Source organism: Streptomyces sp. UF-297 (assembly GCF_058245575.1).
Map to the genome: position 1 here is coordinate 36585 of NZ_JBSIBZ010000012.1, position 25779 is coordinate 62363.

A 25779-nucleotide genomic window follows, 5' to 3' on the forward strand; every position below is an offset into this window, starting at 1 on the left:
GGGCAAGGGAGCGGTGTGGTGCGTCGTCCCCCGGGGTGCCACCGCGACGACGTGCAGGGCAGCGGGGCGTCACGTCGGTGCCGGTCCGTCGACGGCAGTGGCCGGTTCGGTGCCGGGTGCGGGGCACGGACAAGCGCAGCCCAGGCCCGGCACAGGGCGTTCGGCCTCCAGCGCCCGGACTGTTGTCGCGGCGGCGGCATCGAGGTGAGCGAAGAAGTCCGACCAGGTGTGGCCTGTGGCGGGCCGCAGGACCAGGTCGAGGACGGGAACGGTCCGACCGCTGTTCTCGCAGTTGAGGTCGGCCCGGCCGACCATCGCCTCGACGGCCTCCGGCAGTTGGGGGGTGGCCGCGGCAACTGCACGGCACAGTGCGGCGGCGACGGCCGCGTACTCGCCGCGGTCACGGGGCAGCAGCCCAACGCGCCGGGGGGCGGCTTCCACGTCGGCGCCGCGGTAGGCGTGCCCCTGGCAGCTGTCGTAGGTCACGCATTGCCAGCTCTGGGTGCAGACGTCGACCAAGGACCGGACTCCGGGTTCGATGGCCTGTCGCCACTGCGGGTGCGCCGGGTCGAGGTCGTCCGCTTCGTGGATACCGGGCAGACCGACAGTGTTGATATTGCCGTGCGCGCTGGTACGCAGGCGCACGGCGGGGCGCGGTGCAGCGGGGTCGTCCCAGCGGGCCAGGAATCCCTCGACATCCGCCATGGAGTTGGGGTTCCGTGGGTGCCAGCGCGTGGTGTGGCACCATGCTCCGGAACGATCGGCGGGCTGGGCGAGCAGTGCGGCGATGCCGTCGATCATGCGCATCCGATAGTCGCAGTAGGCGTCCTGATCCCCGGCCAGGTCGTAGCGCCACCGGGTGGCCACGCAGCCTCCGCCGCAGGTGGCCTGGTAGTCGCAGCTGACGCAGCGCTGCATCAAGGACTTGCCCTGCTCAAGAAGGCGGGAGGAACACTGCGCTTCGCGTACCGCGTCCTCGTCCCCGGCGTTGGGCAAGGACGTCAATCGTGCCTGGGGCCAGGGAAGTTCGTCGCAGCTGCCGAACCTTCCGTCCGGGTAGAGCGTGAAGACGTGGTCGCACTTGAGGTCGGTGAAGTGGCAGAACCCGGTCTCCAGGCCACGCAGCCGGCGAATGGCCGAGACGGCCGGTTCCAGTTTGAGGCGGGAGAAGTGGCCCTCGCCGATCCAGTGCGCGGTGGCCGCCAGGACGAAATCGGCGTAGTCGGCGGGGTGGATGGCCCAATCCGGAGCTCCGGCACCGTTGATGTGAAGCTGTTGCAGAGCGCGGCTGGCAGTGGTGCGGCGGCCGGTGGCCGCGGTGCTGCGGCGCACCGAGGAGTCGAAGCAGGGCACAAAGCTGACCGCGTTCACGGAGCCGAATCCGGCGATGTGGTCGAGGACGGCTTCGGCCCGGCCAAGTACGGCCGGTGTGACCGCGGCGATGACTCCGGCGGAGCGGCCCCGCTCAGCCAGCAGCCGTAGTGCGGCGGCCACGCGCGGGTAGACCGGTTGCCCGTCATAGCCCACGCGCCAGGCGTTGCCGCGAGCATCGCCGTCCATGGAGATGCCGATCTGCAGATTCGGGTAGTGCTCGTCAAAAAGGTCGAGCCATTCGTTGTCCAGCAGTACACCGTTGGTCTGCAGATTGACCCGGATCACCGAGGGCTGTCGGGCCAGCTCGGCCAGAATTAACGCGAGCTGGTCCTTGCCGGCGGTGAGCGGTTCCCCACCGTGGAGTTCCACGGCAAGTGGGCGGCCACGGAAGAGCTCGGCGAGTTGGCGCACCTGCCCTGGTTCTATTCGAGCCCCGCCCGGCGCTTCCTTCCGCTTCTCATAGCAGTAGAGGCAATCGATGTCGCAGGTTTCGCCACGCAATTTCATGATCACAGATACGGCATTGGCGGTGTCCTGGGCGTCGAGGCCACGATAGATTCGTTCCGTCTGTGCATGGTGTGCGGCCGAGCGATGCATCGAACTCCTTCCCTGCGTAGGCCTTGTAAAGTCGTGCTCGCAGACACATCGGAGGCGGCATGGTCGGATGACGTGAATGGCACTTCTTGCCGTTTGGTGGGCAGTTCTGGCGACGGGAGGGCCGGCCGCTTGCCGGCCTTTCGCGTACCAGGGCCAACGTGCCGGAAAATGGCGGGAGCGAGACGCCGCCTTTCGGTATTGGGAGATCACTGTACGCACCGTTGGCGTATGCCGCTAGGGACCTGTTTCAGCCACAAGTGATGTCTGCGCAGGGGTATTTGCGCAGGTCGCAGCCTTGATTCGGTGGCTTGTTCTGACAGGATTAAGACCTTCCTGTAGGGGGCATCCACTCGTGCAAGATGAGTGCGCGGAATTCGTCGACACGCCACCAATGAACCCTTGCAGCAATCTCCTTTGCCCTCTTCCCAGCCACCTGGTCGAAGCCTTAGCCTGTATTGCCGTCAGAGTCCGGACGATCCCCACACACGAGGGAGCGAAAGAACATGCCGCGATTGACGACGTCGAACTCGGTTATGTATGAACTCGCATCACAGAACCCGAACATGACGGATCTGGACCGGCTCACGAACCTTTACTGGGCATTGAGCTCCGTGCTGCGTGCCGAGGTACCCGGCGATGTGGTAGAGCTGGGCTGCAATGCCGGGCTTACCAGCGTGATGCTGGAAATGGTGCTGGAGGCGGAGTCACCGAGCCGCACACTCCACCTGTACGACTCCTTCGACGGTCTACCCGCCCCCTCGGAATCCGACCGATATTTGCGGGAAGGGGACTGCAAGGCAACGGCGGACGAGGTGTACGCCGCATTCGAGCGCTGGAATCTGCGTCGGCCGAAGGTTCACCCGGGCTGGTTCGATACGACGCTGCCGCGAGAGCTTCCCGAGCACGTGTCATTCGCCTATCTCGACGGGGACTTCTACGATTCCATTTTCACGAGCCTGACCTGTGTCTGGCCACGGCTGTCCGTCGGCGGCTCCGTGCTCGTGGACGATTACTGCGACCGGGAAGCGAGCCCACGGGCCTGGGATGGGCTGCCCGGAGTGAAAAAGGCCTGCGACGAATTCTTCGCCGACACCCCCGTGAGCGCACGCGTCCTTGTTGGCGCAGGAGATCTCGCGTTCGCAGAGTTCCGCAAGACCCAAGCCTGACGCTGCTCCTCCCGGCGCCGACGTTCCGGGGCCGGGCTGATCCTGAACTCACTTCCGGCAGCACGCCGGTCACCCATCTCCCGAAGCGCTAAGGATGGATTGTGCTGCACGATTCATTGAAGATCGGAAGCGTCGAAGGTCTGCTGTCTCCCGACGAGATCACCTATCTGACGGGCCGTGTCGCCGACGGCCTGGGCGCCGGCTCCCAGTTCACCGTGTCCGCGCGGCAGCGTTCGGTGCACTCGCTGTCGGGCGAGAGTCTGGCGCGGGTCAAAGAGGTCTACGAGCCGCGTGGCAGGGTGGAGTACGACGAGCTCCCGGCCGATGTCACCGAGGTTCTGGACGACGCGGTGGCGCGCCGCCTCGATGAGCTGCGCAGAGTCTTCCCCAGTGCCCGGCGGTCCATGGACTGGCTCTACGTGGAATACGGAGCCGGCCAGTACGTCACACCGCACGTCGACTATCCGTTCAACGAAATCGCTCCGGACCGGCCGAAGGTCGCCGCCGTGGGCATCGTCCTGCATGAGCCCCAGTCAGGCGGCGCATTCTTCGTGGAGACCGGCGGCGGCCATGCGCTCTGGGACGACCAGGGAGAAATCAAAGAAGGCGCCAACGATCACAATGCGTGGTTCACCGCGATGCAACGCACCCGGTGGCACGTCACCGGCCGACCTGGTGATGCCGTGTGCTGGGGCACCCAACTTGTGCACGGCACCGAGCCGGTGACCGCAGGAAGGGCAGGAAAATTCATCGGGTTCCTCGGCTCATAAGGCCCTGGCCCGCCGCACCCGACGCCGTCGGCACCGCGATTCCTGGCATGCCGTGTCGCGCCCAAAAAGCGCCGCCCCTCACCACCACTTCCCGGAGGTACGGACACCAGTGAAAACCGACTTTCCCTATTACCCCTCGCAGGACCGGCGTGGCGACAGGCTGACAGCCCCGGTGGCCGAGCGCAACGCCCGCCGCTCGCGAGGTGTGGCCGGCCGCATCGTATGGGCGCACTCCCTGTGGGTAGACCCGGAGCTGGAAAGGCGCTACGGAGGTGACCGCCATGCGCCCGACGTCAACCGCGAACGCGCGGCGCTTCTGTCGGGAGGCCGCCTGGACCCGCTCGCCATGCGGCCTCTTGACTCCCTCGTCTCGGTTTCCGGTCCCTTCATGAGCCGGCACACCAGCACCATCGGTCTCGATCCGGCCGACGAAGCCTTCGACCTCGTACGCCGCACGCACAGCGGCTACCTGTGCGAACTGGCCATTGGCATCGTCCAGCCCGGTGCCTCGCTGCACGGCGTCCCGCCGCAAGGACCGGATCCCCGCGAGCGCACCCCCTTCACCGCCGCAGTCCCTCGTGGGCGGGACACCATGGGCCGGGCCGTAGGGCTCCTGGAGTCGAGTGCCCACGAGCTGCTGGCCCAGTGGTACGACGCCTTCGATCAGGCGCGCGGCACCACGGACGGCGCCTCCCTGCCACCGTTGCGCTGGGCGCAAGGCGTATTTGCGCTGTCCGTACGCTTCGAGTTCTGCCGCCGGATACGGGATGAACCGGGGTTCACGTCCGAGGAACGTCAGCAGGCCGTAGCCCTCCTCCAGGAGGCCGGCGACGCACTACCCGGTCCCGGGACCTTCAGGGACAGCCTGCCCGGTGGCGTCCAGGGCTCTGCGATAAATGAACTGCTGTCCCTGTCCTACCCCTTGTGGGACCGGGTGCGATTCTGCCTCGATTCTCCCTTCGACGGTCTCAGATCGCTCCAGGACAGTCCAACGGCCGCAGATTGCTGCGAGGGAAGGCAGGGGGCATGAGTCACACCGCGATTCCGACAGGGACACTCACCGAGCCGGAGAGGGGGGACGAGCACGGCAGGCACCCCGCCCGATTTCCCTTCGTTGCACTGGAGGGCCTCAACGGTGCGGGAAAGTCGACCCTCAGGAACAGCCTGGAAGAATCCTTCTGGGCCTTAGGCATGAACGTGTACACCATCGGCCAGCATTCCTGGCAGTCACCGGGAGCCGCCCGCGTCATCCTGGACATCAAGGAACGCCGCCGCGCTCACCCACCGGAGCGCATCCAACTCGCCTACCTGGACGACCGCAAAGCACAGGGCGAGAACATCCTCTCCCGGGTCCTGCAGGAAGTGCCGGTCATCGGGGACCGCTCGTTGGTCAGCGACATCGTCTACCTGGAAGCTCTGGACGGCATACCCGCCGAAGAGACCTTCGCTCTCTACCGGCGGCATGCGGTGCTTCTGCCCGATGTGATCGTCCACGTGGACGTGCCGTCGGCCACCGCCCTGGCCAATCTGGAGAAACGGGAACGCCAGCGCAAGCCGCACGAGAATCCCGAACAGATGCGAGCACTGGCCGATACCTACGAATCGGTACTGTGGGCGCAGCGGCTGGCAGGCCTGCCACCCGTCCTGCGCTACCGGCCCCAAATAGCCGAGGACAGGACCTCGTACACGAACAGGGACGACCCCATCGGCCGCCGCATCCTCGCCTCGCTCGGCCTCGCCTCCTGACCTGCCCGCGATACCCTCTGCCGGCTGCGCAGTGAACGCAAACGGGGAAGAAGGGAAGCGCCGACCATGAGGGCACCGGGGCGGGCGATCGTACTCGCGGGAACATCGGGCGCGGGCAAGAGCTCAACGGCCGCAGTACTCCAGGAAATCCTCCCCGAGCCCTTCCTCGTCCTGGGCCTGGACACCTTCTTCGGCATGTTGCCGTTCCGGTGGACCAGTGAAGGAACGGCGAGTGCCGAGGGGTTCTCCTACCTCCGGGACACCGATCCGCAGGACGGTGCCACACGTCTGCGGATCGGCCACGGCGCGGTCGGCGCGAACCTGCTGGCCGGCATGCGCCGGGCGGTCGACGGGCTCCTGCAGGAAGGCAACAACGTCATCGTCGACGAGATGCCGATCGACGCCGGGGTCATTCCAGCCTGGCAGCGGGATCTCCGGGACCGTGAGGTGATGTGGGTATACCTCACGGCCCCCCTGGCGGTGCTGGAGGCAAGGGAAGCCGAGCGATTCCCCGAGAGGTTTCGCGGACTCAGCAGAGGCCACCTCGACGTGTGCGCCCCGGAAGCCTTCGACCTCGTCATCGACTCCGCCGAACTCGACCCGAAGGAGCGCGCCCGCCGTATCGCGGCAGCGCTTCCGCCCCGTCGTTGACCGAACCTGGGCAGGTGCCCCGATGTCCGACACCCGGCACGCAATATCGGTCGTGCCGCTGCGGCGCAACCGTGACTACAACCTGTGGTGGGCAGGTGCGGCAGCGTCCCAGACCGGCAGTTTCATGATGACGGTGGCCGTGCCCATGCTCATCCTGACGGACAGCGGTTCGGCCACCGGGGCCGGCCTCGTCGCCGGTGCCGCGACCGTGGCCAAGTTGGTCTGCTCGGTGCCCGCGGGCACGCTGGCGGATCGCTACTCCCGCCGCCGCCTACTCCTCCTCTCCTCCTTCATGCAACTGGCCGCCGTTGCCTCGGTCTTGGCTGCGGTGGCCGTGCACAACGTTCGGCTCGCCCACCTGGCGGCCGCTGCGCTCGTGGAAGGCGCGGGCTACGCCCTCCACACAGCCACCGAGTTACCGCTGCTGCGCAGGATCGTGCCCCCGTCGCAGCGCCGCACCGCGCTCGGCCGCGAGCAAGGGCGCAAAGCGGCAGCGCAGTTGGCCGGCCCGCCGTTGGGGGGCATGCTCTTCTCATGGCACCCCTGGGCGCCATTCCTTGCCACCGCGCTTTCCTTCCTCGGTGTGACCGCGGCCGCGCTGACGATGCGGTCCTCACTGGGCCCGGAGGGTGAGCCCCGATCGTCCCTAACTCCTCTGCTTTCCGGTGCCGTCGACGGATTGCGCTACGTCCGCCGCAGTTCGTTCATGAGCCATATGCTGCTGTGGTTTGCGCTGGTCAACGGAGCTTTCGCGGGCCTTGGCCTGCTCCTCGTCGTACTCTGCCATGACCGTGGAGCTTCACCCGCCGCAGTGGGCATGGCCCAAGCGGTCGGCTCCATCGGAGCGGTCTTGGGGGCCTTGGTATCGCCTTGGCTGACCGCGCGCCTGACTCATCATCAGCTTCTCAAGCTCGCTTCATGGGTACTGGTTTTCGGAGCCGCCGCCATGACCGTCCCTACCTCCTCCGCCCCGCTCACCGGCCTTGCGTATGGCAGCTCTCTCTTCCTCACTCCCGCCGTGAACGTCTCCTTCATGAACCACATGGTCCAGACCGTCCCGGAGGCGCTGACCGGACGTGTGTCCATGACGATGATGACGGGTGCCCGCAGCCTGAACTGGCTGTTCGTCATGGCATCCGGGGCCATGGCCGACTGGTGGGGCCCCTTCGTGCCCCTCCTCGCCCTGTCCTTCCTGTTCGCGGTCCTGGCCTGCACCAACCACCTCAGACGCAGACCGTCGGCTCAGCCTCGAAGGAGTCGGAAGGGCCCCTGCTGAGTACGGGGAGCGACATGCCTCGAGGAACAGCCGCGCCACACCGACACCCGTCGGTGGGCATACCGGCCTATCACTCTCTGAGCCACAAGGACCTCGTCCGCTCCCTGGGCTCGGCGCGAACGGCGTGGTCATGGCGTCCGGCCAACGCCCGGGACATCGCTCTCGTTCTCTACGGTCGGCCTGTAGAACTCACTGAGTGACTCCGTCGGGGATCTTGAGGTTCCAAGGTCATTTGCCCTGGCGCCACCACAGGGGTCGCGGTAGCCCGCGGGCGTCGAGGTATTGCTGGAAGGCCGTGGGCCGGCGCGGGCGGTAGGCGGAGCCTTCGGGTTCCTGCTCGCTGAGGCGCTCGATGTTGATGGCGATCGCGGTCAGGACGTGCTGGACATGCGTCTTGGCCCTGCCGTGGTAGCGGCAGCGGCGGGCCCGATGTCCGTTGGCGAGTTCGTTCACCGTTCCCTCGACGCCGGAACGGGAGGCATACAACCGCTTCCACTGCAGGTTCTGCTGGTCAGCGCGGTTGCGGGCCTGGATCTCGTGCAGGTGGCGGGGAAGGAAGTTGATGGTGCGTCCCTTGCGGGGATCGTTGGACCGGGTGCACAAAGCGCGCTGGGGGCACGGGGTGCAGTGCCGGGCATCGAACGTCACGACCGTGTAGGGCGCCATGGCGGGCGGCTCCGCCCAGTTTCCGCTGGTATTGCCGTTGGGGCGGGTGACTTGGCGGTGGTCGAAGTCGATGCGGAATTCCTCGCGGGCGAAGCCGGTCCGCTCCTTGCGCTGCCAGGGCCCGCCGCCCTTGAGCGGGCCGACCAGGGCCACGCGGTGGTCACGGGCGGCGGTGTCGAATCCGGCTTCCCAGCCGGCGCTCACAGCGCACTGCCTTCCCAGCCGGCGGCGCAGCCCTCGAACCGAACCGACAGCCTCCAGCGCTTCGACAACCGCTGAACCGCACAGCACACGCACCGAGAACGCGGCCCGGTGCGAAGCCTCTGCGGCACGCACACAGAGCGCAGCTGACCATTACCGGAAAGTAACTTAGTGTGCGCGTTGAAGTCTCGGGTAGCCGGACCGTCGGCTGTACGGCAGGCAGCCACCGCACGACAGACGGGCTGCCGGTACGCGTGGCCCGGGCAAGGGAAAGGACCCGTCCACATGGTCGCCTCACGTCGGCTTCGCACCATATTGTTCCCGCTGGCTGTGGTCGTCTCCACAGCCACCTTGGGCACCGGAGCCGCTATGGCCGCCTCGGAGGACAAGCCCTCCGAGGCCACGCCGAACACCGCCAAGCAGCGCCCCACCTGGGCCATCGCCCACCGGGTGCTGACCACGGGCGGGGTGACCACGGCGCTCAAGAACGGGGCCAACGCGCTGGAGATCGACGCCACGGCCTGGCGCAAGGGCTGGTGGGCGGACCACGACGGCACCCTCACCAGCTCCGGCGACACCATGTCGGACATGTTCGACCAGGTGGCAAAGGACCATGACGGTGGGCGTCAAGTCTCCTTCGTCTGGCTGGACATGAAGAACCCCGACTGGTGCGACAGCAGCGACCCCAAGTGGCGCCACTGCTCGGTGGCCGCCCTGCGGGACATGGCGCGCCAGAAGCTGGAGAGCAGGGGCATCCGGGTGCTCTACGGCTTCTACGGCAAGGAGGGCGGCAGCGGCTGGAAGAACGCCCTCAGCGACCTCAACTCCAAGGAAGCGGTCAGCTTCAGCGGCTCCTACACGCAGGTCCGGGACGGCTTCGCCGAGCACGGGCCGAACATCCCCGGCAACCAGCGTGTGATGGACAACGGCCTGTTCAGCATGGCGTTGAAGTTCGGCGGCATCCGGGAGGGGTTGAGGGCCGGGGGGAAGGCTCGGGACGCCGGAGAGCTCGCGCAGACCGTCGGCTGGACGGTGGGCAAGGGCGACAAGAAGCGCGCCGCCACCCTGCTCGACTCCTCCGGCAAGGGCGCCGCCGTGGACAGCCTGATCTACGGCAATCGGATGTCGTGCTACCCGGACGGCGTCAGCGGCCTGAAGGGCTGCGGCACGGACGACAGCGCAGTACGGGAGTCCCTCGCGTACATCACGGACTACGTAAAGGCCCACCCGGACACCCGCCGCATGGCCACCCCGCGGGACATCCCCTTCGGCAGCTGACACTCCATGCCTTGACGCTTCGAACCGCCCGCCCTGCCGTACTGAAGCGGGCGCTTCCGGCGTGCCCACCTGGCGCTCCGCGCACCGTCCGGAGCGCCAGGCACCGCACGGGAAACCCACCTGGCCGATGAGGATGCCGCGCAGCGCCCATGTGCCTGACTTCGGATCGTCCCGAACTCGCGTCACTCACCGTGGAGTTGGGGAATCCTCCTACTCGTGAGCGCTGATCACGCCGCCGGCGCTGAGCACGATGTAGATGCCGTTGGCGTCGAGCCCGACGTCGTGCTGGTTGGTCTCCAGCGTGGCGGCCACGCCGTCGTGGCCGAGGATCTGCGCGCGGTAGCGGAGTTCGCCGACCTTCGTCACCTTTGCCGTCCAGCCGCCCGCGAGCTTGAAGGTGCCCGGTCCCTGGTGCTCGCCGCCCATCCAGGAATGGATCTGGCCGCCCGTGGTCAGCACGACGTACATGCCGTTGGCGTCGAGCCCGGCGTCGCGCTGGTTGGCCTCGAACGTGGCCAGGACGGAACCGCGATTGACGATCTTGACACGGTAGTGCAGCTCACCGAGCTTCTGTATCTCGGCCTTGCTGCCGTCCACCAGGGTCTGGGTGCGCGCCGACGATCCCGCCTTGCCCGGAGCCGCGGGCGAGCTGCCCGACTGCTTGCCCACGGCGCCCGGCTTGGTGCCCCCCTTGGCGCCGGGGCCCGCCTTGGCGTCGCCCTTGGCACCGGGGTCATCCTGACCATCGGCGCCCTGCGCTTCGGAGGAGGGGCCCGCGCTGTTGGGCTCGGCGGCGGCCGCGCTCCTGTCCGTCTGTCCCGCGGGCTTCACACCGGCGGCGTCCGAGCCGGAGCAGGCGGTCATGGCCAACGCGGCGGCTGCGGTCAGGGCCGCGGCGGCGACGCGCAGGGTGCGGCGACGGGCAGCGCGGACAGTGGTGCTGGAGCTCATTTCGGGTCCCCCCGGGACGGTCGGTGTCGGTCGCTCTTCGCTACGACACCTACTCTGATCGGGACCCCTATCGCACGGCTGCCGCTCCACTAACATCCGGCTAACACGGGCGTGATCAGGGGGAAGGACGCCAAGGAGGACCCGCAGAACCAGTCCGCAGCCGCCTGGTCGGGGAACACGCAGCCGCTTGCCGGAACCAGGAGCATCCGACAGACCCCGGTCACAGCCACAGGCGCCCCGCCCCACAGTGACCGGAGCTCTCAGGGCACTCAGAAGTCACGCGCCCCACGGACACGACCTCACAGGGCAGTACAACTAGGCCCGACACAAAGTCGAGCGCCGGATCAGCCTCCTCAGGCAGGCCCGAGGCGTGGCGACACGCTACGAGCAACTCGCCGTCCGCTATGAAGCCACCATCCAACTCGTCTTGATACGCCAGGCGGTGTGACCGCATCTCCATCGCGCCCCGGGCGCCCTCCCGCGGCTGCACTACAGTTGGCCCACCATGCCCGATCTCTTCGGAATCAACCATCTGACTCTGTCCACGACCGACCTCGACCGGCTCGTGACGTACTACACGGAGTTGCTCGGAGCAGCGCTCGCGTTCGAGCGCGCTGCAACCCCTTCTGATCCTCGGATCGCAGTCATCGATGTCGGCGGCGACGACCACCTGATGATCGTCGAAACCGCTACGGCACCCACCACTGATCTCGATCCCCTCAGCAGGGCGGGATGGGGGCTGCGCGTGGGAACACACGCGCAGCTGTGTGAGGTTCGCGAACACATCCTGGGCGCCGGGTGGCCGGTCGGACAGATCGAGACACTGCCCACGCAGTGGACGATGACAGCTCGCGATCCCGATGGACGCCCTGTGGACGTTCGAGCCCATCGCCCACGTACCGCATCGCCGTCACCCACCACTGACTAACGGCTACCCCGACGTTCAACACGCCCTAACTGAGACGCAGGGCAGCGATGGTGCGTTCGGCCATCTTGGACTCGCCGAGGGAGTTGGGGTGGATAAGGGCGAGGCTGCCGCTGGGGAGTACAGGTTCGATCCAGCGGGTGCCGATGGGCCGGCAGGCGTCGTGCCCGTCGGAGGCGGCGGCCATGTCGACGAAGGTGGCGCCGGTCTCGGCCGCGGCCCGCTGGATGACGCGGTTGAGGTGGGCCTGCAGGTTGCGCAGGTAGGGGACGTCGCCGGAGGCGATGGGCATCTTCGCGAAGCAGGAGGGGTCCGCCTTGGCCGGGAGGATCCAGGGATAGCCGAGGATGGCGATTCGGGCGTCGGGTGCCTTCGCCTTGACCGCCCGCAGCGCGGCGGTGACGGCCGGGCGGGTGTTCGTGTCGATTCTTTCGTCGAAGGCGTTCTTGAAGAGGTCCTTGCACGGGCTGCCCTGGCCGCCGCTGAGCACGCCGGCTGCGCCGCAGGCGATGACCGCGCTGATGAAGGTGTTGCTGTCGTTCCCGCCGATGGTCATCGTGACGAGCTTGGTGCCGTGTTTGACGGCGTCCAACTGCGGGGCGACGCCGGGGTATTGGGTGGCGGTGAGGTCCTTGGTCTGGGCTGCTCCGCAGGTGACGTCGGTGAGCTGGGCGCCGGTGCGCCGGGCGATGACGTGGGGGTAGTTCACTGTCGAGCGGGCGCACAGCAGGGGTGCGGTCGGGTCGAGGGGGAGGTTGCCGGAAGCCGCGCTGTAGCTGTCGCCGAGGGCGACGTAGGGCAGGGACGAGGCGGCGGTGGCCGGGGCGGGGGCCGCGAGACCGAGGGTGGCCGCGGTGGCTGCCGCCGCGGCGAGGGCGGGCAGGCGGCGCGTACGGGCACGGTGCTGCATTCGGTTCTCCTTCGCAGGCGTGGTGCGCTGGGTCGTACAGGAGCCGCGCGACCTCCGGCGGGGTGCGGCTCGGACCCCGCCGGAAGGCGGTACGTATCGCAGGTGCGCAGGGTGAGAGCAGTGCCGGGTGAGGTGGAGGGCATCAACGGCGTTGCTGTGTCGGGTATTTCAGCGGCGCTCCGGTGAAGTTACTGACACGTTTGAATAAGAGTCAACAGCCTGGATCGAATTCGGAGGCCCTCGCTCACGTACGCTCATGCCGCGCCCTGGCGAAGCCTGCGAGCTGGGCGTTCGCGGAGGCGGGCCGCTGCACAGCCACTCACCACGGCGTACGCACGGTAGGGAACGGACAAGCCCGAGCCGAGCGGCGCAGGTCCGCAGCGGAAACTCGACACTCCGCTGATCCCTCACCGGCACGGCCGCCAGCTGGAATCAACTCGTGCCGATCGCCTCAGCCGCGACGACCCGCTCCTTCCCCCAATCGCCGCCCGCGGCACCACTGACCTGGCCTTCGTCCACCGCTCCTCCGATCTCTAGGGAACGTATGCGGTTGTGATCAAGAGGAAGTTCGCGCCATGGACGGTCCAGGCAATGACCTGAAGAGCGAGTGATCGTTGGGCAGGGCATGAATCACTTCAAGCGCGCCCTTGCCGGGCTGGTCGGCACAGTGGCAGTCCTGAGCCTGGCGTCGGTCTCTCCCGCCCACGCGGCTGACGGGTACGACCGATGCCCTGTCGGCTACTACTGCATGTTCTCGGGTCTCGATGGCACCGGAGACATGATCATGCTGCGGACGAGCACGCCGGACCTGCAGGCAGTCGGAATGAACGACCGGGCCAAATCCGACTGGAACCGAACCTCTTCGACCATCTACCTGTGGTCCGATGCGAACTACACCGGGTGCACGTCTGTCACGTCCGCCGGTCCGACGGGTAAGGGCGACTTCTCCCCGACGTATCGGGACTTCTTCAGCTCGGTACAGTTCGACGGACCGGGCGGCCCGTCCTGTGGTACGCCGCCCAGCGACGAGGACTAGCGCGTACCGAGTCGTGATCAATCTATGGGAATCGTTCACACCGCGGTCCCTGTGCCGCTAGATCTTCTTGCGTGACGCAAGCGCAACTGACAGATGGGGAATGGAAGTTCATCGGGCCGTACCTGCCGGTTGGCGAGTACGGCCCGTATCCCAAGCGGCTGCGGCAGCAGTTCGAGGGCGTGATCTGGCGGTTCAAGACCGGCGGACAGCGGCGGGAGATGCCACGGGAGTCCGGCCCCTGGCCTACCGTCCACAATCGCTTCAGCCAGTGGCGGGACGCCGGCGTCTTCGAAGCCCTGCTGCAGGGCCTGATCGCCGAGGCCGCCAAAAGGGACGAGGTGGACCTGTCGCTGGTCAGCGTGGACTCCACCACCGTCCGGGCCCACCGTGACGCCGCCGGAATGCAACTCACTGACGATGTCCTGGCCGCTTTGGAGACGTCGCCGCCGAGGAGGAGAAGGTCCGCCCAAAAGGGTCACTTCGGAAGGACGGAACGGGCAATACGCCGAGGACGCCCCCGAGTGAGAAGAGCGAAGGCGCATCCGGCGCCGACACAGGTTCCGGCTGAAGGCCGCCCTGCCCGGGCGCTCGCGAGGCGGGCAGACCAGCAAGATCCACCTTGCCGCCGACCGTAAGTGCCGCCCGCTGACGATCGTCCTGACCGCGGGTCAAGCCGCGGACAAGCCCTCAGTTCATCCCCGTCCTGAGCAAGGTTCGCGTCCCTGGTCCGGTCGGCCGTCCCCGCACCAGGCCGGACGCAGTCGCCGGTGACAAGGCGTACTCCTCTCGTGGCAACCGCGCCTACCTGCGCAAACGTCAGATTAAGGCCGTCATCCCGAAGAAGAGAGACCAGACCGCGCACCGGAAGAGGAAGGGCCGCAGAGGCGGCCGGCCGGTCAGCCACGACGCCGAGCTCTACAAGATGAGGCACACCGTCGAGCGCCTGATCAACAAGCTGAAAGCCTGGCGAGGCATCGCCACCCGGTACGACAAGATCCCGGACAGCTACCTCTCGGGCCTTCACCTGCGCGCCTCGATGATCTGGCTCAGAGACCTCACGAGAACCACCCTTTGATCACAACTCAATACGCGCCCTAACTCACCACGTCCTCCGCCCCCCCTTGCGGCCACCGCAGAGGACGGAGGACGGCTGGTCGCGCCCGCCCCCCTTGAGGCGACTGACGACTCTCGAGAGAGGGGCACGAGCGCCGCACAGCCCCTGGCGCTGGTGGATCGAAACAACCAGCAGCGGGAGCGATCAACCGGCGCTGAGCTGCTGCTGCTGAGCTGCTTGGTAACGCGCCCGGCGGCCCTGAGTTTCCGCACGCAGGGGATGCAGTGGCAGCCGGCGGCCGTCCCCGCTCAGGCGCATTCCAGAGACCGGACCACCGTCATGTCCGACCGGCCCTCAGGCGCGGCAGCGCAGCATCTCCAGCGGGGGATTGGCGTGGAAGTCCGTCCAGAAGTCCGCACCGAACTCGCGCACGCCGGCATCGGAGATCTCCAGCGGGACCCAGGTCAGCTCGCTGAATCCGGCCGCCTGCAGACACTTCTCGTAGACCTCGCGACGCGGACAAGCGCCGACGAACGAGACCGGCGGGTCGAGCAGCGCCGTGACCCGCACTCGCGGTCCGGTCTCGATCTCCTCGCCGGTCGGCTCGCAGAGAAAGCCGTACTTGGCCAAGGACGGTCCGTCGAAGCGGTAGTCGGGCCTCTGGGCGAGTACGAAGAACCCGGCACCGGGCTTCAGGCTCCGGTGCACGTTGCGGCACATCCGCTCCATAGCGGCGACGTTCTCCGCGTAGTTGAGCAGCTGAACCGCTGTGGCAACGTCGAACTGTCGCCCAAGGGGCCGCAGTTCGGAGACATCGCCTATCTCGTAGCGCACACCCAGCGGATCACGCTCCTCGAACGCCCGCGCCACGGCGACCATTTCCCCCGAGATGTCGACGCCGAACACCTCCGCGGCGCCGCGCCGCTTGAACTCCCTGCTGTAGAAGCCGGTGCCGGAGGCCAGGTCGAGGACCGACTTCCCGCGTACGTCCCCGACCATGGCCAGGAAGCTGGGCACCTCCCCGTACTGCGCCAACGGCAGGCTCTTGAAGCCCTCGAACGCCTCACCGATCTCGTCGTACTGCTGCGCGCTCACCGTGCTGTTCTCCCCTGTACGCCGTCATGTCCTTGGCCGCGGCCCCGTCACCGGGACACGCCACGGCCTCTGGCGGGCAGTCTCCCCGCGCCCCGGCAGACCGCCGTACTGGCAGAAGCCACAAAGATGCGGCCACCGTCCCGGCCTCCCGTACAGCGGGCGGGACGATGTCGAGCGGATGACGGGACAACCTCGGTGCGAACATCGGCCCGCTCCTGGGACGCCTCCCGGCCGCCTGGCTCGGCGTGCAGCGGGCGATCCGCATAGATCCGCACGGATCCGCACGGATCCGCACACAACCGGTGTCAGCGGCTCCTCGTTCCCACCGCTCGCTTGCCGTGATCAGCTCACACCGGAGGTGCGGCGGTACGGGCTCGATGCCTGGTGTGCGCGAACTGCGTCGCGGGGCGCCCGGCTGAGGGCCTGATGGCGTACCGAGCGACGGCCTGACCGGCCGCCCCAGCCCGTCGGGTCCCTGCCCACGGGCTGGCGGCTCCGGGATGCTCGTGATGGTTCCTGGATTCACGCCCTGGTGAAGCGACCACTTGGCTCGCCCCGCAGTCGGCCGGCCGGAAGCCTGCGGCCGAACGCGACCAGCAGGAGGTCCTGGGCGGTGCCGTACATCGGGGAGCCGGAGCCGTACGACCAGTCCAGATCGTCGGCGCACAGTCGCACTCCCTCGACATCGGCACCGAAGAACTTCAAGCTGCGCGGGCGGATCTCGTCGAGCAGGATGCGCAGCCGGTCCTCGGGGACGCGCCGGTCGAGGCCGAGGGCGACGCTGATGTCCAAGCCGTGCACCACGTCGTGGCCGAGAGCCGATGCGTACCCGCCGACCGGTGGCGTCCAGGGATGATGAGCGTTGTCCCGCAGGAGCGCGGCCAGTTCGGTGGTCGAGTGGGCAGCCGCGTCCCTGCGGGCGACTATGTCGGTCATACGGTGCAGACTGCCGCGCGCCTTCACCAGCTCGCCGATCGTCGCGGGCAGCGAGAGCCGAAACCCCATCGACATATGAGCCGCGACTTCTCGCACCCGCCATCCCGCGCACAGACTCGGCTCATTCCACTGGAATGCCTGCAAGCCGTCGAGCAGATCGGCCAACTCCTGGCGCTCTGCTGCGATTGCGGCTCTGACGTCGGCCTCTTTTCCCGAACGGGCTGTCGCGTTCTCCATGAGATCCAGCATGTGGTCGGCCAGTCCATACGTCCAATAGATGGAAATGCTGGCATCTATAATCGTTGCGTATGGAACTCCGCCAGCTCCGCTACTTCCTCGCCGTCGTCGAGGAAGGCGGCTTCACCCGCGCCGCGGCCCGGCTGCACCTGGCCCAACCGGGCCTGAGTACGCAGATCCGTCAACTCGAAAAGGAGCTGGGGCAACCGTTGCTCGACCGCTCCGGCCGCTCGGTGGCGCCGACCGAAGTGGGCCGGGCCGTCCTGCCGTACGCGCGAGCCGCGCTGGCCGCCGCAGACGCAGTGCGACAGACGGTGGACGAGTACACCGGGCTGCTGCGCGGCCGGGTCACGCTCGGCCTGGTCTCCGGCGCCACCGGCCACGCCTTCGACGTGGCCGCGTTCCTCGCAGACTTCCACAGCAGCTATCCCTCGGTGGAGGTCGCACTCACCGAGGACACCTCCGAGCGGATGCAGGCCGCACTCGTGGCCGGCGAACTCGACATCGCCCTCCTCGGACCCACCGAGGAAGCACCCCCGCCCGGCATCTCCTTCCAGATGGTGATCGACGCTCCACTGGCCGCCGCCGTCGCCCCCGATCACCCACTCCTCACCCACGCCGACCGCACCAGCGTTCCGCTGGCCGAACTGCGCGACCGGCCGCTGATCTGCCTGCCGCGCGGCACAGGAGTGCGCGCGGTGCTCGAACGCGCCTGTGCACAAGCCGGGTTCCGCCCCCAGATCGCCTTCGAAGCGGCAGCCCCACATGTCCTCGCGCAACTGGCCGCCCGGGGCCTGGGAATCGCCGTACTGCCGACCGGCGACGGCCCCGCCCCGGACGGACAACTGCGCACGCTGCAGATCGTCCGCCCCCAGATGCGCGGCCGGGTCGCACTCGCCTGGCGCACCACCGGCCCCGCGAGCCCTGCATCCAGAGCACTCCTCGACCGCCTACGCGAGTCCCTGCCCAACCTGTCTCAGAACGAGGGCCTGTCTTCAAACTCTTCTCGCCCAGAGCGAGCGTGAAGCCAAAGACCGTCCTGCGACTGTTCGTTGCCGTGGTGCGCTTCTCGGTCTCCGTGTCGTACGGGCACGAGGCGTGCTGGTGGACCATCAGCCACGCGCCGCCCCGCCGCTGGAACACTCGCGTGCCCCGCCCCCAGAGTTCGACGTCCTCGCCGTCCGGCATCTGCGCGGTCATCCGGTCCATCCCCCAGGACACCGCGAGGTCGCCGTCGACCAGTACCTTCAACTCCGGTACGTCCTGTCGGTCGCAGCGGGGAGTTGAGGGCAAGTCGATGGCGATAGCGTCTGCTCGGGCCAGGGGGGCCGGGGGTGGGTCGTGCGGTAGCCGCGGACTGGCTTGTCGGTCTTGCGTGGGCGCGTGGGCAGTTCGGCAGGCTGTCGCCATGGAAGCGGGCGCAGACGCTCTCCTTGCCGAGCCCGTGCGGGACCGAGTGGCGCACCGAGTTGACCGGGATAGTGGAGCCCTGGCCGGGACGATGTGCGATCGTATCGGGCGGCTCGGCGGAAATGTGGAGTCATGCAGGTCGCAGCGGTGGACCGCCAAGGGCGCGCCTGCTCCCCGGGCGGACGCGCCTCCGCCGCCAGAGAGATCTTTTGCGCACGCTCGGCGAGGCACATAACGTCATTACCCCATGCACCGCATGCGCCACCCAGAGTGATGTTGTGTGCTGTGGGCCCACCGCACGCGAGAGGACTTCCATGAGCAAGCGCTCCATACGCATGTCTCTCACCCTGTCCGCCGCTGCGGGCATCATCGCCTTCGGCGCAGTGCCCTCCGCTGTCGCGCAGCCCCACGGCGGCGGTGACGCCATCTATCTCGGGCGGGTGGTGGCCAAGGGCGGCCTGACCATCCGCACGGAACCCACGACCAGCGCAGCCGTGCTCGACCGCGTGCCATACGGCGAGCGGCTCGCCATCGTCTGCAAGGCCTCGTCTCAGCCGGTCCACGGCAACGCCCGCTGGTATCTCCTCGTCGGCCTGGACGAGGAGGCCGAGGACAACCTCCAGTTCGGCTGGGCCCCCGCCTCCGCCATCGCCAACATCGGCCCGGCCCCCGCCTGGTGCTGACCGTATCCGTGCTGCGCAGCGTGCCCCGCACCTGCCGGGGCACGCATCAACAGGGTCCGGCTCATCCCGGCATCGCGCGTGCGCAGACAGCGCCGCAGGCCCACTGTGGGGTCTGCCGCCCGTTCTGCGGACATCCGACGGACCACACCCTTTGGCCCAGTACGTATCTCCTCGTTCGTCGCGCGGAACGCGGACGAGGCGCATGAATCAGTCAACCGCAGGCGCACGCGGCGCAGAGTGATCGCGAGAGAGCGCGGGGGCAAGGCCTGACTCAAGTGGCGCATGACGGACGTCGGATTCGAGGCGACCTGGTGCTACGAGCCGGCTGCCGACGTCTGGCCGCTGGGTCTTGCTGTCTGGTGGGTGCCGGGTGGGGTGTCAGGGGGCGGTGACCGCTCCACGGGCCGGCGATCCGGCATGGCAGCCGGGTCAGGTGCGGCGGCCGGTCAATTTGCGGAGGAAGTCCTTCACTGTGTTGCGGAGGCCACGGCCGCCTTGGTTGGGCTTCGGGCGGGAACTCTGGCTCGCTGTGGGGGCTTTGGGGAGGAGTTCGTCGAGGCGTGCGGCCACGACCGGGGCTGCTTTCTTCAAGTCGTCGCGCATCCCCTGCGCCTTCTCGGGACCGATGTTGTATGTGGTGAACAGGGATTCGGGCAGTTCGTCGGCCTTGTTGAGCCTGGCCGCCAGGGCCGTCAAGGCGATCATGGAGTTATTGCTGGTGCTCTTGTCTTTCTCTTCGAAGAATTCGAAGAACTTGTTCCCCTTATCGTGCTCGCCGAAGGCCCCGTACTTCTCGAGGATTCCATGCATGTCGATGAGGTCTTTGTCGCGTTTCTCGTTCGCGCCCATGGCATCGGTCTTCATACGGATGCAGTCCGCCTCCGAGAGCACCTTGATGCCGTTCTTCACCTCGGGCTCGCTCTTGACGGGGAGGGTCGTGACGAGTTCGAGTTCCACGTAACGGTCCGCCGCCATGACCTCCAGTGCGTGGGACCCGGCTTTCTGACGGACCGTGTACCCCTTCGCTTCGAGGGCCGAGGCGACCTCCATGGTGCGCCCCGCCTTCCCGTCCCGCACGAGGATGTCGATGTCATCGGTGGGACGCGCCGTCAGCCCGTGCAGGACCAGCGCCAGACTCCCGCCGAGCACCAGCTGGTCGTTCGCGCCCACAGCGATTCTCGCGACGGCATTCTTCTCTTCGATGGACATCTTCTCGGGCGGGGACGAGGCAGTCTGCTGCGCGCCGGGCTCACCGGCCCGCTGGACGGTTTCGGCGCGAGGGTGTGTCACCTGGCCGTGCTGCCCTTCCAGGGCGAGAGCGCGTACCACGGCGGCGTTGCCCGCCGTACGTTGCAGTGCGGCGAGCGCGGCATCCCGGGTAGGCGCCGCGGAGGAAGCCGCCGGCCGGCGGCGGGTCGGGCGCGGCGTGCGGGAGGTGCTCCAGGCCGGTGCGGTGCCCTGCTGCCGGGTGGTGCTCAAGGAGGTTCCCTCTCCGCTGTGTCAACGCATGGTTCACCGATTACCGTCCCCCGCGCGGGCGGGAGGCGGCAAGGGCCGAACGGGCAGAGCGGGGTGTCAGTTAGGGAATGCAGGTCAACAACTCGCCGCCTTGATTGCCGGTGAGCAGGTGATTCTTCAGCAGTGACTGCTTCGCAGACCGCCGTCACGGCTTCAGGCCGATTCTGGCCTTCTCGGTCTCCGTGCCGTACGGGCACGAGGCGTGCTGGTGGACCATCAGCCACGTGCCATGCCATCGAATGCCGTTGAAGGTTTTTGGGCCTGAGCGTGCCAGGATGCCCGGGACGCGACCGCCAGTACGTCGACGGGCAGGAGCCAGTCATGATCAACGGTGCACATGTCATTCTCTACAGCCAGGACGCCGAGGCGGACCGCGCCTTCATCCGCGACGTCCTCGACTTTCCCGGTGTCGACGCGGGCGGTGGCTGGCTCATCTTCAAACTGCCCCCGGCCGAGGTGGCCGTGCATCCGACCGACGGCCCACCCCGGCACGAGTTCTACCTGATGTGTGACGACCTTGATTCCCAGCTCGAAAAGTTCCGCGCGCAAGGCGTCGAGATCACCCGCGCGGTCAGCGAACAGCGCTGGGGAAAGCTGACCGCGATCAGACTCCCCAGCGGCGCCGAACTCCCGCTGTACGAGCCGCTGCACCCCATCGCGCACAGCCTTTAACTTTCACAGTACCCGGCTCAGTGTGGCGCATCGTGGGGCGGCCACACGGCTGCGGTCGGGCCGGTCCACCATGGACGTGAGGCGTGTGCGTCCCGTACGGCCGGTGGAGACGATCGAGGCCGTCCGTGTGATGCCGGTACGGCACACCTGACAGGCGGGGGGAGCGTGCACGACAACCTTCAACAGGCGGCCGAGGCCCAGTCGGTGTCCGTGGTGGACCTGGCCCAGGAGCTGATCCGCCGCCCCAGCCGGGCCGGGATCGATGACTACGGCCCCGTTCTCGACGTGCTGGAAGCCTGGCTCAGCGGCCGCGCCGTGCCGCACCGCAGACTGCACGATGCCGCAGGCCAGTTGGTGGGGCTGCTCGTGGAGATTCCGGGCGGCCGGCCGGGCCCATGGTGGACGCTCGATGCGTGTGTGGACACGGCCCCGTTCGGCGACGAGGCCGCTTGGTCGCTCTCGCCGACCAGCGGTGAGGTCGTGGACGGCTGGCTGCTGGGCCGGGGAGCGGCCGACTCCAAGCTCGCCGCGGCGATGTTCTGCCATATCGCCGCCGACTTGCTGCCTCACGCCGCCGACCTGCGCGGGGGACTGGCCGTACTCCTTGACGTCGACGAGCACACCGGCACCTTCGGCGGCGCACGCGCCTACCTCTCAGATCCAGCCGCGGCCCGCCCGGCCGGGGTAATGATCGGTTACCCGGGGCTGGACGAGATCGTGGTCGGCGGCCGGGGACTGTGGCGGGCCACCCTCGCGGTCCACGCCCCTGCCGGGCACTCCGGATCGCGTCGGAACGTCGTGGGCGCCATCTCCCGCGCCGCCCACCTGGTCCGCCTGCTGGACACCGCTGAACTGCCGACCGCGGGCGAGGGCGAGTCCGGGTTCCCGCTGCCGCCGAAGCTGTCGGTGACCGCCGTCCACGGTGGCCAGGGCTTCTCCGTCACTCCCGACCGGTGCGAGCTGAACCTCGACATCCGTACCACCCCCGCCTTCGACGCTCATGACGCCGAGTCCCTGGTGCGCGAGGTGGTTGCCGAACTGGACACGCAACTGCCCACCCCGCGGCCCACTGAGATCATGCCGGTGGCCAGTTGGCCGCCCTTCCGCCTCCAGGAGCACGAGCAGCCCGCTGCCGCTCTGCTGGGCGCTGCCGCCGAGGTCGGCCTTGCGGTGCGGGCGAAGACCGCGGGCCCCTCCAACATCGGCAATCTGCTGGCGGGCGAGGGCATCCCGGCGACCGCCGGTTTCGGCCTGGTCCACGAAGGGCTGCACGGCATCGACGAGCGCGCCCGCCTCACCGAACTGCCCCAGGTCCATGCCGTTTACTACCGGGCCGTCCTCAGTCTCCTGCAGACCGGCTGATGTATAGGCGCCGCAAGTGAGCCGCTGGGGTGCTGGCGCTCTCGTAGCCGGGTCGGTTCGACACCACCTGCCGTCGTACGACCCGCGCCTCCAGCACCTGCGTTATCGCCAAGGCTGCTGGTGCCGTGCCACCTCACTGCCACCGCCGTCCGGATTCGCTGGGGAGAGAACGGGCGGCCACAGACGCGGCATCCACACCGCTATCGGACCCAAAGGGTGAGAAGTGAGAAGGGAACACCATGGCCCTCAACTGAATCAGCGGGGAAAGCGCAACTCGCCAAGCCGGAGCAAGCCGGAGCAAGCCGGAGCGAGACATTGCGTATACGGATCTCCACCACGACTGCCGCACTGTTCTGCTGAAGAACCCCACACCAACCCGTTGACCGGGTCCTGGCCAACAGGACACCGCAAGGTCGGCCGTAAGCTCGCCGATCATGCGCGGACCGAGATCCTCAGGGCTCACCCGACGCCGCTTCGGAGCCGCCGCCGTCCTGGCTGCCGTGGTTCGTAACCGGCTGGTACCTGGGACAGTCCGTCCTGCCCTCATATTGCCTGGTGCCGCCGCCTGTGCGGTACAGCAACCACCTGGAATCCGAGCTCCTCCAGGGATGTGACGAAAAGCCCCGCATCCTGGCCTGGCCTGGCTCACCGGAAACTTCCGATAGGCACTGGGTGTGGCCGCGACTGCCCGCCCATCTCCCAGCCGACCGCTGGCATCGTCCTCCTGCGAAGGATTAACCGGCTCAGATCTCCGTTCCTTATAACGGGTCCTCCAGCACAGGGATGCAGGGCGACAGCAACATCTCTGACTCCTCGGTCACCCGGCCGCGGATCATCCGGATGACACGGATCTCGTTCTGGTGACCGGGATCCTCGTCATCACGTACGTGCATCACGCCGTACGACCCAGGCGCCCGTCGGCCGACCTCGCCGAAGAACTCCAGGATCTCGGGGGCACGGTGGTGAGGAAAGCCGCCGAGGTGGATGTACGCCTCGCCGTTCATCCACCGCAGATCAAGCAGGTACGGGCTGTTGAGTTCCTGGATCCGGCCCTTGACGCTCTCGACGATCTCCCGGAGACGGGCATCTGCCTGGTCGTCGTCTTCGGCGCTCGCTCTTTCCAGGACATGTATCCAGCCGTGGTACTCGAACACGTCCGCAACTTCCGTTCAGAGGGTTTGGATGAGGTGGTCGTCGAGGCCGGCGACGAAGGGTTCGTGGCGCCAGGGGCGGAGTTGGCTGCGGTGATGTCGCCGGTGTGGAGTTGGCAGATGCCGTGGAAGCCACGCAGGTGTTCGGGGGAGAAGCTGTAGGCGGAGGGGTCTTGGGTGTGGCTGCGTTCCATGTTGTACCAGGCCAGGGAGTGGGCGGCCTGGGCGTGGCGTTCCTGGTGGCTGGCCCGGGCGGCGATTTCCGCCTGCAGAGCGTGGGTGCGAGCCCGGGTGAGGACGCTGTCACCGGTGCGGGCCTCGCGTACGGCCGGAAGCGGGGGCGGTCCTGGAGAACTTGGCCCGCTTGGTGGCCAAGGCCCTCGGGAGCGGCGGGGCCATTGGCCTGGTCGAAGCCGGCGATCAGCTCGTATAGGGTCTCGCGCTCGACCTGGCATTGTGCGGCCTTCTCCAGGTACGCCGATACGTCGCGCTTGCCGCCCCGCTCACGAATGGCCCGTAGGGTGCCGGCGGTGAGGGAAACGGAGATCTCGCTGCGGGGCCGTTGTGATGGCGATGACAGCGAGATCCGGGATGCGCGCTCAGGATGCCCAGTGCCGGTACGCCTCCACCCAGGCCCATCCCTCGGGAGCGGGTTCGGGCGGCGGCAGGTCGAGGATGCCGATCGCTTGACGGTGCCGACCGTGGTGGCACAGGGCGATGATGCCGCTGCCGGGCCGGTCCTGGACGGTGGTGACGGTCACCGCGACGCCGAGCACGGTGGTCTCGAACGGCAGGGTGAGGCGGTCTTCGATCACTGCATGGAAGGCGGCGAGCTGTTCGTGCTCGCCGTAGGCGTCGACGATCGCCTCCTCGACCATGGCGTCGAGTTCCGCGGTGGTGAGTCTCATCGCCTATGCCGCCTTTGTGTGCGCAGGAGTTGGGTGAGGCGGGCGCCGACCGGGGTGATGCTGGGCAGGGGCTCGTGGCCGTAGTGGCTCTTCTTGCGGCGGCGCAGCAGCGTCTCCCCGTCCCGCTCCCAGGTGAACGCGGGCTTGCGCAGGAGTGCGCGGAAGACAGCGTCGGCGTTCTCGGGATGCCGCTGGACGAGGCGGCGGATGACCATGGGGGAGACGGAGTCGTCGTTCAGATACTCCCTGAGCCGTGTCAGGGATGCGCGGTCACGGACCAGGGCCGGATCGGTGAACAGTGCGTCGAGGCGGCCGAAGTCGGCGTAGTAGCAGATGCCTTCGGTCTCGTCGCAGATCACGGCGACGGTGTCCGCGTCGTGGAGTTCCTCGGGCAGGGTGCTGAGCTCGTCGGGGGAGGGGCCGCTGCTACGTGCTTGTGCGGCGGCCTTGTCGTCGAGTTCGGCGAGGGCCTTGTCCTGTCGGTGACAGTGGTACTCCCGCAGCCGGTCCTGAGCCTCACCGGGGGCCAGGACGAGCAGGTCGGTGCCGAACAGCTCGATGAAGTCGGCGCGCGCTGCGGCCTGCATCTCCCAGCCCTTGCGCAGCATCTCGGGGTTGCGGCGCAGCAGTTGAGGATTGGCCGTGAGGGTCTGGGCAGCGACCTGTGCCAACTCCGCGCCGTCGCCGGGTGCGTAGGTGGTGAGGTGGCCGCTGATCAGCCAGGCGTCGGTGCCAGGGTGGAGGGGCACGATGCGGGCGGCGACGAACATTCCCTTGCGGAGTTTGCGAAGGGCGCGCCGTCCCATGTTGGAGTGGACCCGGTAGACGAGGTCGTCGAGCAGGTTGTGCAGGGTCGCGGCGCTCTGGTCGAGGTGCTGTACCTCGAAGACCCCCTCGACCACGTCGCGCCAGCCGAGCAGCATCGCCTGCTCGTCCTCCGGCAACGGCGGCCGCCGCTGGGCCACGAACCGCTCGACCACCGTGGAGCCGTCCGGCAGCCGGTACTGCAGTGCGAAGTGGTCGATCGTCTCGACGGCGGTCGCCTCGTCGAGGTAGCCGAGGCGGTCCGCGGCCTCTTCGAGCCGGGCATCCAGCCGCCGTGCGAAGCGCGGCCCCTGCGCGAACGCCACGAGTTCGCTCTTGAGATCTCCGCTCCGTGCCATCAGCCTGTCGGTCTGGGAGAGAGACTTGGGAGAGTCGCTCTGT

23 protein-coding genes and 2 pseudogenes are annotated in these 25779 nt (G+C 67.8%); 14 read left to right on the forward strand and 11 right to left on the reverse strand.

What is annotated here, in order from left to right:
- Positions 1 to 69: 69 nt before the first annotated feature.
- Positions 70 to 1971, reverse strand: coding sequence for a radical SAM protein (locus AC4IJH_RS09915; RefSeq protein WP_490851211.1), 1902 nt, complete (start codon positions 1969 to 1971; stop codon positions 70 to 72).
- A 563-nt stretch (positions 1972 to 2534) separates the two neighbouring features.
- On the opposite strand from AC4IJH_RS09915, the gene AC4IJH_RS09920 reads away from it, so the two are divergent.
- The 6 genes from AC4IJH_RS09920 (at position 2535) to AC4IJH_RS09945 (ending at position 7580) form a co-directional block, all read left to right on the forward strand.
- Complete coding sequence (locus AC4IJH_RS09920; RefSeq protein WP_490851212.1) at positions 2535 to 3137, forward strand: TylF/MycF/NovP-related O-methyltransferase; 603 nt, start codon at positions 2535 to 2537, stop codon at positions 3135 to 3137.
- Between the two features lie 101 nt (positions 3138 to 3238).
- Positions 3239 to 3907 (forward strand): phytanoyl-CoA dioxygenase family protein, encoded by a 669-nt coding sequence (locus AC4IJH_RS09925; protein WP_490851213.1) that lies wholly within the window; start codon positions 3239 to 3241, stop codon positions 3905 to 3907.
- A gap of 388 nt (positions 3908 to 4295) precedes the next feature.
- A complete protein-coding gene (locus tag AC4IJH_RS09930) occupies positions 4296 to 4937 on the forward strand; it encodes a hypothetical protein (RefSeq protein ID WP_490851214.1) in 642 nt (213 codons plus the stop codon).
- Entirely contained in the window at positions 4934 to 5653 is a 720-nt protein-coding gene (locus AC4IJH_RS09935; RefSeq protein WP_490851215.1) for a deoxynucleoside kinase, read from the forward strand. The genes AC4IJH_RS09930 and AC4IJH_RS09935 overlap by 4 nt, the downstream gene beginning before the upstream one ends.
- A 66-nt stretch (positions 5654 to 5719) precedes the next feature.
- The gene (locus AC4IJH_RS09940; RefSeq protein WP_490851216.1) at positions 5720 to 6304 is read left to right on the forward strand and encodes a phosphotransferase-like protein; all 585 of its coding nucleotides are present in this window, start codon (positions 5720 to 5722) and stop codon (positions 6302 to 6304) included.
- 22 nt (positions 6305 to 6326) lie between these two features.
- Positions 6327 to 7580 (forward strand): MFS transporter, encoded by a 1254-nt coding sequence (locus tag AC4IJH_RS09945; protein ID WP_490851217.1) that lies wholly within the window; start codon positions 6327 to 6329, stop codon positions 7578 to 7580.
- Positions 7581 to 7808: 228 nt separating this feature from the next.
- On the opposite strand, the gene AC4IJH_RS09950 is transcribed toward AC4IJH_RS09945, so the two are convergent.
- Positions 7809 to 8450: a transposase gene (locus AC4IJH_RS09950; RefSeq protein WP_490851218.1), complete on the reverse strand. Its 642-nt coding sequence runs from the start codon at positions 8448 to 8450 to the stop codon at positions 7809 to 7811.
- Between the two features lie 366 nt (positions 8451 to 8816).
- Here AC4IJH_RS09950 and AC4IJH_RS09955 point away from each other — a divergent pair, with 366 nt between their 5' ends.
- Positions 8817 to 9725, forward strand: coding sequence for a PI-PLC domain-containing protein (locus AC4IJH_RS09955; protein WP_490851219.1), 909 nt, complete (start codon positions 8817 to 8819; stop codon positions 9723 to 9725).
- Between the two features lie 210 nt (positions 9726 to 9935).
- Here the strand turns inward: AC4IJH_RS09955 and AC4IJH_RS09960 are convergent, their stop codons facing one another.
- Positions 9936 to 10676 carry a hypothetical protein gene (locus AC4IJH_RS09960; protein WP_490851220.1) on the reverse strand — a complete coding sequence of 247 codons (741 nt, stop codon included), beginning with the start codon at positions 10674 to 10676 and terminating at the stop codon, positions 9936 to 9938.
- A 505-nt stretch (positions 10677 to 11181) separates the two neighbouring features.
- Between AC4IJH_RS09960 and AC4IJH_RS09965 the strand changes: the two genes are divergently transcribed.
- A complete protein-coding gene (locus AC4IJH_RS09965; protein ID WP_490851221.1) occupies positions 11182 to 11604 on the forward strand; it encodes a VOC family protein in 423 nt (140 codons plus the stop codon).
- 25 nt (positions 11605 to 11629) lie between these two features.
- Here the strand turns inward: AC4IJH_RS09965 and AC4IJH_RS09970 are convergent, their stop codons facing one another.
- Positions 11630 to 12511, reverse strand: a complete 882-nt coding sequence (locus tag AC4IJH_RS09970) for an SGNH/GDSL hydrolase family protein (RefSeq protein ID WP_490851222.1) — start codon at positions 12509 to 12511, stop codon at positions 11630 to 11632.
- Positions 12512 to 13136: 625 nt separating this feature from the next.
- Between AC4IJH_RS09970 and AC4IJH_RS09975 the strand changes: the two genes are divergently transcribed.
- Both AC4IJH_RS09975 and AC4IJH_RS09980 read left to right on the forward strand, forming a co-directional pair.
- Positions 13137 to 13547, forward strand: coding sequence for a peptidase inhibitor family I36 protein (locus AC4IJH_RS09975; RefSeq protein WP_490851223.1), 411 nt, complete (start codon positions 13137 to 13139; stop codon positions 13545 to 13547).
- Between the two features lie 71 nt (positions 13548 to 13618).
- Positions 13619 to 14622 (forward strand): annotated as a pseudogene (locus tag AC4IJH_RS09980) (IS5 family transposase).
- 333 nt (positions 14623 to 14955) lie between these two features.
- On the opposite strand, the gene AC4IJH_RS09985 reads toward AC4IJH_RS09980, so the two are convergent.
- Positions 14956 to 15696: a class I SAM-dependent methyltransferase gene (locus AC4IJH_RS09985; protein WP_490851224.1), complete on the reverse strand. Its 741-nt coding sequence runs from the start codon at positions 15694 to 15696 to the stop codon at positions 14956 to 14958.
- Between the two features lie 522 nt (positions 15697 to 16218).
- Positions 16219 to 16869 carry a maleylpyruvate isomerase family mycothiol-dependent enzyme gene (locus AC4IJH_RS09990; protein WP_490851225.1) on the reverse strand — a complete coding sequence of 217 codons (651 nt, stop codon included), beginning with the start codon at positions 16867 to 16869 and terminating at the stop codon, positions 16219 to 16221.
- Positions 16870 to 16940: 71 nt separating this feature from the next.
- Between AC4IJH_RS09990 and AC4IJH_RS09995 the strand changes: the two genes are divergently transcribed.
- On the forward strand, positions 16941 to 17894 hold the full coding sequence (locus tag AC4IJH_RS09995) for a LysR family transcriptional regulator (RefSeq protein WP_490851226.1): 954 nt from the start codon (positions 16941 to 16943) through the stop codon (positions 17892 to 17894).
- 118 nt (positions 17895 to 18012) lie between these two features.
- On the opposite strand, the pseudogene AC4IJH_RS10000 reads toward AC4IJH_RS09995, so the two are convergent.
- Positions 18013 to 18279, reverse strand: a pseudogene (locus AC4IJH_RS10000) (hypothetical protein); the annotation flags it as partial.
- Positions 18280 to 18593: 314 nt separating this feature from the next.
- Here AC4IJH_RS10000 and AC4IJH_RS10005 point away from each other — a divergent pair.
- A complete protein-coding gene (locus AC4IJH_RS10005) occupies positions 18594 to 18962 on the forward strand; it encodes an SH3 domain-containing protein (RefSeq protein WP_490851227.1) in 369 nt (122 codons plus the stop codon).
- Between the two features lie 429 nt (positions 18963 to 19391).
- On the opposite strand, the gene AC4IJH_RS10010 is transcribed toward AC4IJH_RS10005, so the two are convergent.
- Complete coding sequence (locus AC4IJH_RS10010; RefSeq protein WP_490851228.1) at positions 19392 to 20441, reverse strand: nucleotidyl transferase AbiEii/AbiGii toxin family protein; 1050 nt, start codon at positions 20439 to 20441, stop codon at positions 19392 to 19394.
- A gap of 360 nt (positions 20442 to 20801) precedes the next feature.
- Here AC4IJH_RS10010 and AC4IJH_RS10015 point away from each other — a divergent pair, with 360 nt between their 5' ends.
- Positions 20802 to 21152: a VOC family protein gene (locus AC4IJH_RS10015; RefSeq protein WP_490851229.1), complete on the forward strand. Its 351-nt coding sequence runs from the start codon at positions 20802 to 20804 to the stop codon at positions 21150 to 21152.
- A 165-nt stretch (positions 21153 to 21317) separates the two neighbouring features.
- Entirely contained in the window at positions 21318 to 22514 is a 1197-nt protein-coding gene (locus AC4IJH_RS10020) for a M20 family metallopeptidase (protein ID WP_490851230.1), read from the forward strand.
- A 758-nt stretch (positions 22515 to 23272) separates the two neighbouring features.
- Here AC4IJH_RS10020 and AC4IJH_RS10025 read toward each other — a convergent pair.
- From AC4IJH_RS10025 to AC4IJH_RS10035, 3 genes are all read right to left on the reverse strand, one after another.
- On the reverse strand, positions 23273 to 23668 hold the full coding sequence (locus AC4IJH_RS10025; RefSeq protein ID WP_490851231.1) for an Imm7 family immunity protein: 396 nt from the start codon (positions 23666 to 23668) through the stop codon (positions 23273 to 23275).
- Between the two features lie 596 nt (positions 23669 to 24264).
- Complete coding sequence (locus AC4IJH_RS10030; protein WP_490851232.1) at positions 24265 to 24573, reverse strand: calcium-binding protein; 309 nt, start codon at positions 24571 to 24573, stop codon at positions 24265 to 24267.
- On the reverse strand, positions 24570 to 25736 hold the full coding sequence (locus AC4IJH_RS10035) for a hypothetical protein (protein WP_490851233.1): 1167 nt from the start codon (positions 25734 to 25736) through the stop codon (positions 24570 to 24572). The genes AC4IJH_RS10030 and AC4IJH_RS10035 overlap by 4 nt, the downstream gene beginning before the upstream one ends.
- Positions 25737 to 25779: the final 43 nt, after the last annotated feature.

What these genes read in the sequence shown, in the direction of transcription:
- AC4IJH_RS09915 (WP_490851211.1), bottom strand. Translation starts at nt 1,971, where the DNA reads ATGCATCGCTCGGCCGCACACCATGCACAGACGGAACGAATCTATCGT.
- AC4IJH_RS09920 (WP_490851212.1), top strand. Translation starts at nt 2,535, where the DNA reads ATGACGGATCTGGACCGGCTCACGAACCTTTACTGGGCATTGAGCTCC.
- AC4IJH_RS09930 (WP_490851214.1), top strand. Translation starts at nt 4,296, where the DNA reads ATGAGCCGGCACACCAGCACCATCGGTCTCGATCCGGCCGACGAAGCC.
- AC4IJH_RS09935 (WP_490851215.1), top strand. Translation starts at nt 4,934, where the DNA reads ATGAGTCACACCGCGATTCCGACAGGGACACTCACCGAGCCGGAGAGG.
- AC4IJH_RS09940 (WP_490851216.1), top strand. Translation starts at nt 5,720, where the DNA reads ATGAGGGCACCGGGGCGGGCGATCGTACTCGCGGGAACATCGGGCGCG.
- AC4IJH_RS09945 (WP_490851217.1), top strand. Translation starts at nt 6,327, where the DNA reads ATGTCCGACACCCGGCACGCAATATCGGTCGTGCCGCTGCGGCGCAAC.
- AC4IJH_RS09955 (WP_490851219.1), top strand. Translation starts at nt 8,817, where the DNA reads ATGGCCGCCTCGGAGGACAAGCCCTCCGAGGCCACGCCGAACACCGCC.
- AC4IJH_RS09960 (WP_490851220.1), bottom strand. Translation starts at nt 10,676, where the DNA reads ATGAGCTCCAGCACCACTGTCCGCGCTGCCCGTCGCCGCACCCTGCGC.
- AC4IJH_RS09965 (WP_490851221.1), top strand. Translation starts at nt 11,182, where the DNA reads ATGCCCGATCTCTTCGGAATCAACCATCTGACTCTGTCCACGACCGAC.
- AC4IJH_RS09970 (WP_490851222.1), bottom strand. Translation starts at nt 12,511, where the DNA reads ATGCAGCACCGTGCCCGTACGCGCCGCCTGCCCGCCCTCGCCGCGGCG.
- AC4IJH_RS09975 (WP_490851223.1), top strand. Translation starts at nt 13,137, where the DNA reads ATGAATCACTTCAAGCGCGCCCTTGCCGGGCTGGTCGGCACAGTGGCA.
- AC4IJH_RS09990 (WP_490851225.1), bottom strand. Translation starts at nt 16,869, where the DNA reads ATGGAGAACGCGACAGCCCGTTCGGGAAAAGAGGCCGACGTCAGAGCC.
- AC4IJH_RS09995 (WP_490851226.1), top strand. Translation starts at nt 16,941, where the DNA reads ATGGAACTCCGCCAGCTCCGCTACTTCCTCGCCGTCGTCGAGGAAGGC.
- AC4IJH_RS10005 (WP_490851227.1), top strand. Translation starts at nt 18,594, where the DNA reads ATGAGCAAGCGCTCCATACGCATGTCTCTCACCCTGTCCGCCGCTGCG.
- AC4IJH_RS10015 (WP_490851229.1), top strand. Translation starts at nt 20,802, where the DNA reads ATGATCAACGGTGCACATGTCATTCTCTACAGCCAGGACGCCGAGGCG.
- AC4IJH_RS10030 (WP_490851232.1), bottom strand. Translation starts at nt 24,573, where the DNA reads ATGAGACTCACCACCGCGGAACTCGACGCCATGGTCGAGGAGGCGATC.
- AC4IJH_RS10035 (WP_490851233.1), bottom strand. Translation starts at nt 25,736, where the DNA reads ATGGCACGGAGCGGAGATCTCAAGAGCGAACTCGTGGCGTTCGCGCAG.